The sequence below is a fragment of the Halorussus pelagicus genome (assembly GCF_004087835.1).
GTDB classification, from domain to species: Archaea; Halobacteriota; Halobacteria; order Halobacteriales; family Haladaptataceae; genus Halorussus; species Halorussus pelagicus.
In genome coordinates, this window is record NZ_CP035119.1 from 1,490,714 (window position 1) to 1,503,078 (window position 12,365).

Here is a 12,365-nt window from a genome sequence, read left to right on the forward strand (position 1 = left end):
GTGGTTGTCATGTCAATGGGTGCCTATGACGAAGCCGAACACGAACGCCGTGAACGCAAGAACAACACGGTTGACGTTAGCGAAGACGACGACAGAACGACCTATCACGGCTCCGTAGAGTACGATTCGGGCGATTCCGCGGAAGCGCTCCTCGACAAGTTCGAGGAGATAAAGTCGGCTAAATAGCGTCTCCTGCTTCTACTGGGTGTTCGCGCCGCGTAGCCGCAAGTGTGGCGCTCGTTGTCTTCCGACTCCGACACCTACCATCCCGGCGTTTCGGGAGCGCCGCGCGCGACCTCGACCTCCTCGGCAGACTCGGGTTCGTCGGCCGGAGCGCCCTCCTCTCTGGCGCGCGCTTCCCAGTCGGCGATTGCCCGCCCGGCCCACGAGTCGGCCTCGCGCGCCCTCGGGAGCGCGCGCTCAAACTTCTCGCGGTTCACCGTCGTCGTACCCGGCGCGGAGGCGACGGCGGCCGCGACGAACAGCGCGCGGTCCTCGTCGGTGACTTCGCCCTCTTCCGCGCGGCCGACGACGCCCGACAGTCGCTCGGCGTCGGGGAAGACGAACACCTTCTGGCCGATGGCCTGCGGGCCGAGCAGGAACCCCGGCAGGTCCTCTGGCGGGTCGTCGTCCACTAGTCGAGTCCCGCCGAACGCACTCTCCACGCGCTCGCACTCGGTTTCCTGTTCGACCGCGAGATTGTGGCCGGGGTAGTCCGCGCACTCCTCGGGGTAGGTGTCCTCGCCGTGAATCCGACACTGGAGGGTCGTCGGGTCGAGGAAGACGCAGGTCGGGAGCCACGACGGGTCGGTGTCGAACGGTCCCACCGGTTTCGGCGGCTTTCGAAGCCCCAGGAAGAAGGCGGGCTTACCGTCGATGGCCGAGACTGACACGCCGTCGATTTCGACGCCCGACTCGTCGCGCCAGAGCCGCGGCGTCAGCGCGTCGGCCAGCCCCGCGTCGAGGAACACGCGAGCGTCGTCGCGGGTCAGCGGTACGAGGTTGTAGGCGTCGTCCAGCGGCTCGCGCGGTCCCCGCCGCTCGTGGTCGCTCGCGGCGGGCGCAATCGCCCGCCAGTCGATGCAACATCCCGCACAGCCCTCGCAGTTGACCTCCATCGAATCACCTCGGTCGGTTCCTCACGAAACTATGCGACGAGGTGACATAAGCGATAGGGCAGACTCGTCGGAATCGCCCGTCCACACAGGTTCGGGGACCGAAGCGACTGGCGGAAAATCGAGGGGCGAGACGCCGGACGGAGAACCGAGAGGCGAGATGCCCGCCGAAACGTCGATTCGTGTCTGGATGGTCGAGCGAACGTACGCCCACGACTCCGACGACCGGATTTAGCGCGTCTTTCGGGTGAAGACGTGGTCGCTGGCCCGGAGGTCGATAGCGAATTCGGGTCAATACGGTTCGGTATCGTCGGCACTGCTTTGTCGCTGGGACCGCTCGGTCCGCTCATGACCACGGAACCCTGCGAAGGATGCGGCGAGCAGGTCACGATTGCTGGCGGCATCGCCAACCTCTGGACGCTCGAAAACGACTCGACGGGCGGGATGACGCTGGAGTTCGACGCCGACGGGAGCGAACACTTCCTCTGTTTCGACTGCATCGACGGGCTTCCGGACGACCCGAGGGCTGAGGACGTGGCGTCGCTCGGCGAGTCTTAGCGGCGACTCCGACTCGTTTCTCGACGCCGTTGTCTACTCGAACCGCCGGGACCAACAGACTTTATTCCCGATACCGCCGTGACTTCGAACAGTGAACGCCGACCGGATAATCGAGGAGTTCCCCGCGCCCTCCTATCGGGGCAACCAGCGCTCGGCCCTCTCGGACATCGCGGACGCCTTCGACGACGGCAACGACGTGGTGCTGGTGCGCGCGCCGACCGGGAGCGGCAAGTCCCTGCTGGCGCGGGCCATCGCGGGGTGTGCGCGCCGCCCGGACGACGCCGCCCCGAGCGACGCGACGGGGGCCTACTACACCACGCCGCAGGTCTCTCAACTGGACGACGTGGCCGAGGACGACCTGTTGGACGATTTGAAGATAATCCGGGGCAAGCGAAACTATTCGTGCATCCTGCCGGGCGAGACCGACACCCCGGTCGATAGGGCACCCTGCGCCCGCGAGAAGGGGTACGACTGCTCGGTCAAACACCGCTGTCCATACTTTTCGGACCGCGCGATTGCGAGCAACCGCGAAATCGCGGCGATGACGCTGGCGTACTTCATGCGCACCGCGGGGTCGGAGGTGTTCCGCAAGCGCGACTGCGTGGTGATAGACGAGGCCCACGGTCTCGCGGAGTGGGCCGAGATGTACGCGGCCATCGACTTGAATCCCCGGACGGTGCCAATCTGGGACGACCTGAAAGTGCCCGAGATGACCGACGTGGACCGCGCCGTCGAGTACGCCGACCGACTCCAGAATCGGTGTCGCAGGGAGAAAGATGAACTCGTCGCCCAGCAGGAGCTGGACCCCCACGAGGCCGCCGAGCGCGACCGACTGCAGGAACTCATCGGCGAGTTGGACTGGTTCGTGGAAGACTATCGGAACTCCGACAGCGCGACGACGTGGGTCGTCGATCAACCCGACGGCGGGGGAAGCGGCGTCACCATCAAGCCGATGAACCCCGAGCGCTACCTCAGCCACACCGTCTGGGAGCGGGGCAACAAGTTCGCGCTCCTCTCGGCGACCATCCTGAACAAGCAGGCGTTCTGTCGGCAGGTCGGTCTCGACCCCGAGAACGTCGCGCTGGTGGACGTGGGCCACACGTTCCCGGTCGAGAACCGGCCGCTCTACGACGTGACGCAGGGGAAGATGACCTACGAACACCGCGAGGACACCCTGCCGGACATCGCGCGCACCGTGGTCCGGGTGATGCAGGCCCACCGCGGCGAGAAGGGCATCGTCCACGCCCACTCCTACGCGATTCAGGAGCGCCTCGCGGACCGCCTCGCCGAGTTCGGCGTCGGCGACCGAATCCGAACCCACGACAAGGACGACCGCGACGCGCAACTCGACTCGTGGAAGGCCACCGACGGTGAGGAGGTGTTCCTCTCGGTCAAGATGGAGGAGGCCCTCGACCTGAAAGACGACCTCGCGCGCTGGCAGGTCGTCTGCAAGGCCCCGTTTCTCAACACCCGCGACTCCCGCGTCGCCCACCGACTCCAAGAAGGCCAGTGGGCGTGGTACTATCGGACCGCGCTCCGGACCGTGATTCAGGCCTGCGGCCGGGTGGTCCGGTCGCCCGACGACTACGGCGCGACCTACCTCGCGGATTCGAGTCTCCTCCAAGTCTTCGACCGCGCCGAGACCGACACGCCCGACTGGTTCCGCGAGCAGATAGACCGCATGAGCCGCCCGGACTTCCCGGAGTTCGACCCCCAGCGCGCCAGTCAGTCGGCGGACGGGGCGGGCGCGAGCGGACGCCGCAACCGCACTCGCTCGCGCTCCAGCGGTCTCTCGGGGTCGGCGTCCGGCGGTCGCTCCTCCGGAAGCACGTCGGCCAGCGGGCAGTCGTCGGGCGGCCAATCGACCGGGGGACAGTCCTCGGGGAGCGCTTCGAGTGGAACGTCGTCGGACAACTCTTCGACCGGCCGGAAAAGTCCGATGGCGGACGTGTGGGACGACAGCGTGTAGGTCTCCGGGCGAGTGCGACGGGCGAGTAGGTTTATCGAAATTCGCGGTGAACTCCTACTCGGACCATGGGGGATTTCCAGAACGAATCTGACGCGGAGCGAGCGGAATCGCTATCGACCGACCGGCGCGGCATCCTGCGGGCGCTTGGCGGTGTAGGTGCGCTCGCGGCGTTCGCTGGCGGTGTTGCGGCACGCGAGCGCGCGGCGTCCGTCGCGGACGCGACGGACGCGCGCAGTCCCGCGGCGGCCCGCGAACGGGCGCGACAGAGCGGCGACATCGACCCGGTGTGGGGCTTTCCGGCGCTGTCCGACGAAACCGAACCGCCGACTAGCGTCGCTCACGAGGTGGAACTCCAAATTCGGCCGAGGGACGCGCCGACGCCGGAGTTCGTCTTCGAACCGACCGGTCTCTCCGTCGAACCGGGCGACACGGTGCGGTTTAGCTACGAGTCGCCTCACCACACCGTGACGGCCTACCACCCCGCGTTCGGCTACCTTCAGCGCGTGCCCGACGAGGTGCCGCCGTTCTCGGCCCCGGCGCTCCCGCAGGGTGGCTACTGGCTCTACACGTTCGAGCGGTCGGGCGTCTACGACCTCCACTGCGCGCCCCACGAGATATTCGGCCACGCGATGCGCCTGGTCGTCGGGTCCACGAGCGGACCGGGGGCCGAACCGCTCCCGGACCTCTGCGCCCAACAGGGAACCGCGGCCGAGACGCAGACAACGATGCCCGGCACCGCAATGCCCGGCACCGCGACGGCCGAAGCCACGACGACGGCCGCTGGCGGAGGCGATTCGCAGGGAGACGAAGACGGAGCGGAGAGCGGCGAGACGGAGAGTTCCACGGCAGAAGGGAGCGAACAGGAAGGTGGCGAGGAAGAACTTTCCCCGCCGCGAGTCGGGGCCTACACCGTCCTGTCGGACTCGGCGCTTGACCCCGACGCCATCGTGGAGGAAGGGCGGGTGTCGTGGGACGACCTTGACCCCGAGAGCAAGCAGCTATTCGTCCAGATTCGGGGGTTCCCGCCCTGTTGACCTGCGGGGGTCACGTCCGGTGGCCTTCGCGCCGGTCGCCGCTCAGATGAGCGTAATCGTGTAGGCGACGCCCGAACCGAGCATCAACAGCACGAAGAACAGCGAGATTATCTTCTGTCTCGTATCGGAGTCCATACCGGACGGAAGTGACGGACGAAAAATAACGCTTTGGGTCGGCGATTCCGTCGTTACTGGCGTCCCTCGACAGTTCCGAGGACGGTGTCGCAGTGGGGACACAGCACCATCCAGTAGCGTTGCCCCGTCGTGGCGGTCACGGTGACGCCCTCGCGGTCGGCTTTCGGTTCGATGCGCTTCTGGCGGTAGTTCGGAGCGTCGGCGTCGCGCCCGCAGGACGGACATCTGGGCATACGCGGACATTCGCCAGGCGGTACTTAAGCGTGGGGTTCGCCCGTGTCAGAAGTCGCCGAGTTGCGATTGGCCGCCCGAGTCCTCGCCCGCCATCGCGGCCGCCTTGTCGAGGGCGGCGTCGAGCGTTTCCTCTTGACTTCGGTCGTAGAGGGTCGCGGCGGGGTGGACACAGACGAGTACGTCCCGGACCCCGCCGCCGAGTTCGGCCGTCCTGACTGACCCGGCTTCCTTCGTGACCGCCACGTCGTCGTCCAGCAGGTGTTCGCTCGGAACCTTCCCAAGTGTGATTATCACCTCGGGGTCTATCTGTTCGATTTCGCTTTCGAGGTAGGGCCAGCAGTTCGCTAGTTCCTCGCTTGTCGGGTCGCGGTTCTCCGGCGGGCGACACCGCACGCAGTTGGTGATGCGCACGTCCTCGCGGGCTAGTCCCCGGTCGCGCAACTTGTCGTCGAGAATTGTGCCGCTCCGTCCGACGAAGGGTTCGCCCTGCTGGTCCTCCTGCTCGCCCGGACCCTCACCGACGAATAGCAGGTCGGCGTCGGCCGGGCCGGTGCCGTTGACGATTTGGCTCCGACTGTCCACGAGTGCGGGACAGCGCGTGCATTCGGTCACTTCGAGACCGTCCATGTCTCCCATGCGTGGGGCCACGGGGCGGCGGTATTAAGAATCGGCGGCCTGCGGTCGCGGACGCACGCTACTGCTCGTCGCGCCGCAGGTCGTCGCCCGCCCGCGCCGCAAGCCGCGCGACCCGCAACGGTTCCGGCCGACCGCCCTCGGGCGTGAAGGCCTGAACCGCCTCGCGGGCTTCGCCCGCACCGACGCCGACCGAGCGCACGAAGACGGTCTGGTCGTTCACGGCGAGTCGCTCTCTGGACGGTTGGCGCTCGAAGGTCTCCTTGCGCGTTTCCAGCGCCGCGCCCTCGAACTCCGCTTCCAGCGCGGAGACGAGACCTGGACTCTCCTCGAAGGTGACCGAAATCACGGGCCGTCCCGTCTCCCGACTCACGCGATGCAGGTCCACGACGTTGTACCACGCCAGCGCGATTCCGGCGACGAAGACGTATCTCACGTCCTCGCGGTCGAGGTCGGAAAATAGCGCTATCACGGCGTCGGTGGCGTCGGTTCCGCCGACGGTGCAGGTCTCGAAGGCGAAGCCGTCGGTGACGCGACTCGCTCGGGCGACGACGCCCGCGAGCGTGCTACGACGTTCTCGATAAGACTCGGCGATACCCAGCGCGCGGACGCCCGACTTCACGAGTCAGGTCCCTCGGAGTCCGGTCTCACGGGGTCAGGTCTCGCTCTGCTCGTCGTCCTTGATGTCCTTGAGGCGGTCGAGTAGTTCGTCGTTCGAGGCTCCAATCTCGAAGTCCACGCTGCCCTCGTGGGCGTTCTCTTCGGTGTTTACGCCGCTATCGTCGTCGAGGTCGGCATCGTAGTCCTGATTCTCCTGTTCGGACTCGTCGTAGCTCCCAAATCCCATGTGTAACTGAATATAGGTGCTTGGACCACTAAAGTGTCTTGGCGCCCGTCAGGGTTTTGAGGGGTGCGGTCGAACACCCCGGCATGCGCGTACACAACGTCACCGCCGACGCGGAGACGTTCACTTCTAACGCCTATCTCGTGGAGGGCGACAGGACGACGCTGGTGGACGCCGGGAGCATGCCGGGCGTCGTAGAAGTCGTAGCCGACCGCGTCGAGGACGTGGACGCGGTGGTGTTGACCCACCAGCACGGCGACCACGTCGGCCAACTCGACGCCGTGCTGGACGCCTACGACCCAGAACTGCTCTGCTACGACGACCACCCGCGCCGGACCCAAGCACTCGCCGACGGCGACACGCTCCGCATCGGCGACGAGGAGTTCGAGACCGTCTACTCGCCGGGCCACGCCGACGACCATCTCGCGTTCGTCTCCGATTCGACCCTCTTCAGCGGCGACGTGGTGGTGTACAACGACGGCGCGTTCGACGACGGCAGTTTCGGCCGGACCGACATGGCCGGACAGTCCCGCGAGCGAGAAATCGAGAGCATCCGCGAGATTCTGGAGCGGATGGGCGAGGGCGTCGAGTCGATGTACGCCGGACACGGCGACGAGTTCCGGGGCGACGTGCGCGAAGTCGTCGAGCGCGCGCTGGAGCGCGCAGAGCGCCGCGAACCGAAGTACCCCGACGAGTAATCGATAACTGTTTTCCCGCTCGCGCGTCCCCTCTCGACTCCGAAGATGAAACCGCAACGAAAAGTCGCGGAGTTCCTCGCGGAACACGAGATGGACGCCGACCCCGCCTACCGAATTTTGGACCTCGCCTCGGAAGTCGGCGAGTTGGCCAAGGATGCCAACGAGTCCACCGACTACGGCGCGTCGCCCGAACAGGTTGACGTGAACGCCGACGAACTCGGCGACGCGCTGTTCTCGCTACTCGCGGTCGCCGAATCGCTCGACGCGGACGCCGAGGCCGCGCTTGACGAGGCGCTGGCGAAGTACGAGCAACGTATCGAGGCGACCGGCGACCCCGGTTCCGGCGAATAGGCCGTTCCGGCGAGTGGCGTCTTCGAAAACGACGAACAGAGACATAGCTATCCGAACGCGAGCGAAACGAAACCGAACGGAGCGTTAGGCGTTGCGCGGTTCCTTGCTCTTGGGTCGGAGCTTGCCGTAGCCGCACTTGCGGCAGTTGTCCGCGTCGTGGGGGTTACGAGCGTTGCACCGCATGCAGATCGTCTTGTCGAGGATTCGCGCTTCCGCTTTCTCGAATTTAGCCATACCGACCGGTTAGCCGTCACGGCATTTAAAGGTTACAGAGTTAGCCGCGCGATGTCGTCGCGTTCGTGAGCGAGGGGTTCCCGGAGCAGTGACCGAGACCGGCTACCCGTTGCCGTCGGCCTGCGCTCTCTCGGTCTCTGTCTCTTCGGCCTGCGCCTCCCCGGCGTCGAGATACTCCTGCTGGACCGCGACGACCTCCGTCGAGTCCTCGCAGTCGGCGTACCGCCGCAAGGGTTCAGCGTTGAGTTCGAGGAACGTCTCGCCCCATGTGAACTTCGAGAGGATTCGCTCGGCCTGCTCGCGCTCGCCCAGAATCGTCAGCGCGGCGGCGAACGCCTCGACGGTGTTGAGTCGGAACGGCTTGCCGTAGCTGACGGGGTTGGCCGCCACGAGGAACGGGAGCGCGCGGTGGACGCCGGGCATCTCGAACAGCGCCTGCTCGGCGGTCTCCCACGAGCAGTCGAGCGCGACGAGTCGGTCGGTCTCGGCGCGGTCGGCCGGGGACAGCGCCTGCTCGGCGTGGGGATTCAGCACGATGCCGTAGGGCGTCGCCGACGCGCTCCGATGAAGTTCGGCGAGGTCGAAGCGCGCGAGCTTTCGGGCGGTACACTTCTTCGGGTCGTCGTCGCCCTCGTAGCGGACGTGAAGGTTCACCGAATACACGTAGGCAAGTCGCGTTCAAAAGTTGCTCGGAGAGTGAAGACTGCGACGAGACGGGCCTGCGACGACCGAGCGAAGCGAGGGAGGATGTTAGGGGGGCGAGGCTGATACAGGGCGGTGGGTTTTCGGTCTGAGTGGCGTCGGCAGTAGCTAGCTTCTCGGCGTTCCCTCTCGCGCTACTCGGCGTCGTCGTCGAAAACCCCGACGAGAGCGACCTATCGGGTCACTCGTACGCGGCGATGCCAGTCAGGTCCTCACCCAGAATCAGCGTGTGGATGTCGTGGGTGCCCTCGTAGGTGTAGACCGTCTCCATGTTCGCCATGTGGCGCATCGGCGAGTAGTCGGTCGTGATGCCGTTACCGCCGAGCATTTCCCGAGCGACGCGCGACTGGTCGCGGGCCATCCGGACGTTGTTGCGCTTGGCCATCGAGACGTGCTGGGGGCGGAGGTCGCCGCGCTCCTTCAGCTCTGCGAGCCTGTAGGCCAGCAGTTGGCTCGTCGTAATCTGGGTCGCCATCTCGGCGAGTTTCTGCTGTTGCATCTGGAAGCGCGCGATGGGACCGCCGAACTGGTCGCGCTCTGTGGCGTAGTCGCGGGCCGTCTCGAAGGCGTCGCGGGCCGCGCCGACCGCGCCCCACGCGATGCCGTAGCGCGCCTGCGTGAGACAGGAGAGCGGTCCCTTCATTCCTTCGACGCCCGGCAGGATGTTCTCCTCGGGGACGAACACGTCGTTCAGACCGATTTCGCCCGTGATGGACGCTCGCAGCGACAGCTTCTCGGTTATCTTGTTCGTCGTCACGCCGTCGCGCTCGGTCTCGACGAGGAACCCGCGCACGGGGTTGCCGTCGCTCGTCTTGTCGCGCGCCCAGACGACCGCCACGTCGGCGATGGGGGAGTTGGTAATCCACGTCTTCGAGCCGTTGAGGACGTAGCCGCCGTCGGCGGCTTCCGCGCGGGTCTCCATCCCCGAGGGGTTCGAGCCGTGCTGTGGCTCCGTCAGGCCGAAACAGCCGACCGCTTCGCCCATGCCGAGGTCGGGAAGCCACTCGTCTTTCTGCTCCTCGGAGCCGAAGGCGTGGATGGGATACATCACGAGCGCGCCCTGCACGCTGGCCATCGAGCGCAGGCCCGAGTCGCAGGCTTCCAGTTCCTGCATGAGCAGGCCGTAAGCGGTCTCGCTCACGTTCGGCGAGCCGTACCCTTCGAGGTTCGGTGCGTAGAAGCCGAGTTCACCCATCTCGGGGATGATTTCCGTCGGGAAGGTGCCCTCCTCGAAGTGGTCCCCGATGTCGGGTTTCACGTTCTCCTCGACGAACTCGCGTGCAGTGTCCCGAATCATCTGCTCTTCCTCGTCGAGGTCCTCCTCCAGCGAGACGTAATCGAGCATGACTGAACCTGTGTCCGGAACCGTAAAAAACGCTCCTACTCGGTCGCAATTGTTGCCGGGCACCTCGTCCGATTGGTCGGTCGGCCGAACGCTCAGACCTCGACGTTCTCGTCTCGGCTCGCTGCGATGTCGAGGTAGGCGTCGGCCTGCTCGGCGTAGGGACCGCGCTTGACCACTTCGTCGTCCTCGTCGTACTCGACCAGACCCATCATCGCCAGTTTCGGCAACTGGGAGTGACACAGCGAGGTGAACACGCGCTTGCAGTGTTCCTCCGAGACGAGGTCGATGGGCTTGTTCGTCTCCCAGGCCGCGACCGTATCGACTAATTCGCGCACCCCCACCGGTCCCTCCGCGTCCCGAAGAGTGACGAGGACGTACCGGCTCCGCTTGGACGCCAGCGCGTCGAAGACGTTGTCCTGCGAGAGCGGCGGGACCTCGAAAGTCGGTTCTCGCGGGGACAGCGCGGACGACGCGGATGGTTCGTCGCCCTCGGCTAATTCGTCTTTCATTTCCCTATGATAAACACCGAAGTAGCGTGGCTCTACTGGTTCACAGGTAATGGTTTTTAAGAGGGCTTGTGGCCGGAAATTGGGCGAAAGCGTCGGATTTAACCCCGAGTTCCTCCGGCGTCGAAGTTTCCGCCGCGTCGATTCGTGCCGCGAGTTCGAGAGATAGGCGTTCGGCGTCTGACCGCCGTCGAAAGGTCGCTTGGCGTTACCGCCACATCGACTCGGCCATCCGCTGGGGGAATCCCTGAACGAGTCGGAACAGCTGTTTGAGGAACCCTTCGCCATCGCTGTTCCCTCGAAGATACGACCGCGTACGTTGGCTGACCATCTCGACGCTGACCACCAGCACGAAGATGACGATGATGGTTGCCATCATGTTCGTGTAGTTGAACAGTCCTCGTTGGGTGTTCAGGATGCCACCGATACCGCCCGCGCCGATGAGACCCATCGTCACCGCGATGCGGACGTTGATTTCGAGGATGTACATCGTCCACGCGATAAACGGCGTGAACACCTGCGAAAGCATCCCGAACGTAATCGTCTGGGGTCGGTTCGCACCCGTTGATTCGATGGCCTCGATGGGACCGTCCTCGACCTCTTCGAGCGCGTCGGTGAAGAGTCGGCCGAGGTTGCCCACGGTGTCGGTACCGACGGCGAGCGTCGCCGTGAACGGCGAGAGACCGCCCAGCGGGATGAAGATGAGGGCCCACACCAGCGCCGGAATCGACCGGATGGTACTCATCGTGCCCCGGAAGACGAAGTTGAACGGGAACGGCGTGACTCGTTCGCTTCCCAGCACGCCGAACAGGAGCGCGCCGGGAATGCCGAGGACGGTCCCCGCAAACCCGATGGAAAGGGTCGTGAGTGCCGCGCTCGCGGCGGTGGGGTTCGACCGCCCTTGAAGGAAGTCCAAGTACACTCCGAAGTCAACGAACGGTATGCCGAAGTGGGTCGTCATCGGGAAGAAGTCGGTGAGTGCTTCCTCGAACTCTGGCCAATACTCGATGAGTTGCGCGACGGTGAACCCGACCGTGTCCAGCGCGGAGACGAACAGGTTGCCGAACACGACGAGACCCACCAACCACAGGAGTCGCCGGATGGTCTTGGCGCGTTTCAGTTCTGTCAGTCGCTGTTCGATGCGGTCGTCGGTGCGATAGCCGATGCCGAAGTACGCTCGGAGTCGCTGACCGATACCGCCGTCTGCGCTCATGAGTTTACCTCCTGTCCGCCTCTGATGGAATCGGTCTGGATGTCACCGTATATTTTGTCGATAACGTCGATAGTGAGATCGTCCCGATAGCCGTCGAACACGAGCTTTCCGTCTTTCATGCCGAGGAATCGCTCGCCGAACTCGCGCGCGAGGTTCACTTGGTGCAGGCTGGCGAGCGTCGTCAGGTTACGCTCGTCCGCGGCGTCACGGATATACCCCATCACCGATTCGGCGCTCGCTGGGTCAAGGCTCGCAACCGGTTCGTCGGCGAGCAGAAGATTCGGCAACTGAACCAGCGCACGGGAGATGCCGACGCGCTGGCGCTGTCCCCCGCTCATCCGGCCGACCTGCTGGTCGGCCTCGTCGAGAAGTCCGACCGTGTCGAGCGCTTCGAGCGCGGCGATTTTGTCCTCGCGGTCGTTCCACTGAATCAGGCTTCGTCCGAACGACGTGCGGTTCAGCGACCCCGTGAGCGCGTTTCCGTACGCGCTCATCTGCTCGATGATGTGGTGTTGCTGGAAAATCATCGCCACGTCGTCTCGCGGTCCGGTTATCTCCTCCCCGTCGATAGTGATGCTCCCTTCCGTCGGCCGGGTCAATCCGTTGAGACAGCGCAGAAGCGTGGATTTCCCGGCACCGGATTCTCCGAGAATGACGACGAACTCGCCGTCCGGTATCTCGAACGAAACGTCTACCAACGCCTGCACGTCCCCGTATGATTTACTCAGGTTTTCGACTTTGATTGTGCTCATTTTTTCCTTCTGTCGGAGCAGCGTCCTTGCTATAACCGACTT

General features: G+C 65.1%; 18 protein-coding genes. 7 read left to right on the forward strand and 11 right to left on the reverse strand.

Going from position 1 to position 12,365, the window contains the following annotated elements; all coding sequences use genetic code 11:
* The first annotated feature begins 9 nt into the window (after positions 1-9).
* A complete protein-coding gene (locus EP007_RS07530) occupies positions 10-186 on the forward strand; it encodes a DUF5786 family protein (RefSeq protein WP_243700480.1) in 177 nt (58 codons plus the stop codon).
* Between the two features lie 74 nt (positions 187-260).
* Here EP007_RS07530 and EP007_RS07535 read toward each other — a convergent pair whose 3' ends face one another.
* The gene (locus EP007_RS07535) at positions 261-1,118 is read right to left on the reverse strand and encodes a YkgJ family cysteine cluster protein (RefSeq protein WP_128477071.1); all 858 of its coding nucleotides are present in this window, start codon (positions 1,116-1,118) and stop codon (positions 261-263) included.
* A gap of 31 nt (positions 1,119-1,149) precedes the next feature.
* Here EP007_RS07535 and EP007_RS07540 point away from each other — a divergent pair, with 31 nt between their 5' ends.
* The 4 genes from EP007_RS07540 (at position 1,150) to EP007_RS07555 (ending at position 4,676) form a co-directional block, all read left to right on the forward strand.
* Positions 1,150-1,350, forward strand: coding sequence for a hypothetical protein (locus EP007_RS07540; protein ID WP_128477072.1), 201 nt, complete (start codon positions 1,150-1,152; stop codon positions 1,348-1,350).
* A gap of 113 nt (positions 1,351-1,463) precedes the next feature.
* On the forward strand, positions 1,464-1,673 hold the full coding sequence (locus EP007_RS07545) for a DUF7561 family protein (protein WP_128477073.1): 210 nt from the start codon (positions 1,464-1,466) through the stop codon (positions 1,671-1,673).
* A gap of 91 nt (positions 1,674-1,764) precedes the next feature.
* A complete protein-coding gene (locus EP007_RS07550; RefSeq protein WP_128477074.1) occupies positions 1,765-3,642 on the forward strand; it encodes a helicase C-terminal domain-containing protein in 1,878 nt (625 codons plus the stop codon).
* Between the two features lie 65 nt (positions 3,643-3,707).
* The gene (locus EP007_RS07555; RefSeq protein ID WP_128477075.1) at positions 3,708-4,676 is read left to right on the forward strand and encodes a cupredoxin domain-containing protein; all 969 of its coding nucleotides are present in this window, start codon (positions 3,708-3,710) and stop codon (positions 4,674-4,676) included.
* Between the two features lie 188 nt (positions 4,677-4,864).
* Here the strand turns inward: EP007_RS07555 and EP007_RS07560 are convergent, their stop codons facing one another.
* Genes EP007_RS07560 through EP007_RS07575 form a run of 4 tightly spaced genes read right to left on the reverse strand, consistent with a single transcriptional unit; the run spans position 4,865 to position 6,525 of the window.
* Positions 4,865-5,044, reverse strand: coding sequence for a hypothetical protein (locus EP007_RS07560; protein WP_128477076.1), 180 nt, complete (start codon positions 5,042-5,044; stop codon positions 4,865-4,867).
* Between the two features lie 46 nt (positions 5,045-5,090).
* A complete protein-coding gene (locus tag EP007_RS07565) occupies positions 5,091-5,681 on the reverse strand; it encodes a uracil-DNA glycosylase (protein ID WP_128477077.1) in 591 nt (196 codons plus the stop codon).
* A 58-nt stretch (positions 5,682-5,739) separates the two neighbouring features.
* On the reverse strand, positions 5,740-6,300 hold the full coding sequence (locus EP007_RS07570) for an endonuclease dU (protein ID WP_128477078.1): 561 nt from the start codon (positions 6,298-6,300) through the stop codon (positions 5,740-5,742).
* Positions 6,301-6,333: 33 nt separating this feature from the next.
* A complete protein-coding gene (locus EP007_RS07575) occupies positions 6,334-6,525 on the reverse strand; it encodes a DUF5786 family protein (RefSeq protein WP_128477079.1) in 192 nt (63 codons plus the stop codon).
* Between the two features lie 83 nt (positions 6,526-6,608).
* On the opposite strand from EP007_RS07575, the gene EP007_RS07580 reads away from it, so the two are divergent.
* Positions 6,609-7,220, forward strand: a complete 612-nt coding sequence (locus tag EP007_RS07580; RefSeq protein ID WP_128477080.1) for an MBL fold metallo-hydrolase — start codon at positions 6,609-6,611, stop codon at positions 7,218-7,220.
* 45 nt (positions 7,221-7,265) lie between these two features.
* Positions 7,266-7,571: a MazG-like family protein gene (locus EP007_RS07585; RefSeq protein WP_128477081.1), complete on the forward strand. Its 306-nt coding sequence runs from the start codon at positions 7,266-7,268 to the stop codon at positions 7,569-7,571.
* Positions 7,572-7,655: 84 nt separating this feature from the next.
* On the opposite strand, the gene EP007_RS07590 is transcribed toward EP007_RS07585, so the two are convergent.
* The 6 genes from EP007_RS07590 to EP007_RS07615 form a co-directional block, all read right to left on the reverse strand.
* Positions 7,656-7,805: a 50S ribosomal protein L40e gene (locus tag EP007_RS07590; RefSeq protein ID WP_128477082.1), complete on the reverse strand. Its 150-nt coding sequence runs from the start codon at positions 7,803-7,805 to the stop codon at positions 7,656-7,658.
* A gap of 102 nt (positions 7,806-7,907) precedes the next feature.
* On the reverse strand, positions 7,908-8,459 hold the full coding sequence (locus EP007_RS07595; RefSeq protein ID WP_128477083.1) for a DUF367 family protein: 552 nt from the start codon (positions 8,457-8,459) through the stop codon (positions 7,908-7,910).
* 229 nt (positions 8,460-8,688) lie between these two features.
* Positions 8,689-9,852, reverse strand: coding sequence for an acyl-CoA dehydrogenase family protein (locus EP007_RS07600; RefSeq protein ID WP_128477084.1), 1,164 nt, complete (start codon positions 9,850-9,852; stop codon positions 8,689-8,691).
* Between the two features lie 92 nt (positions 9,853-9,944).
* Complete coding sequence (locus EP007_RS07605) at positions 9,945-10,361, reverse strand: DUF7344 domain-containing protein (RefSeq protein WP_128477085.1); 417 nt, start codon at positions 10,359-10,361, stop codon at positions 9,945-9,947.
* 205 nt (positions 10,362-10,566) lie between these two features.
* A complete protein-coding gene (gene phnE / locus EP007_RS07610; protein ID WP_128477086.1) occupies positions 10,567-11,571 on the reverse strand; it encodes a phosphonate ABC transporter, permease protein PhnE in 1,005 nt (334 codons plus the stop codon).
* Positions 11,568-12,323 (reverse strand): phosphonate ABC transporter ATP-binding protein, encoded by a 756-nt coding sequence (locus tag EP007_RS07615; RefSeq protein ID WP_128477087.1) that lies wholly within the window; start codon positions 12,321-12,323, stop codon positions 11,568-11,570. The genes phnE and EP007_RS07615 overlap by 4 nt, the downstream gene beginning before the upstream one ends.
* Positions 12,324-12,365: the final 42 nt, after the last annotated feature.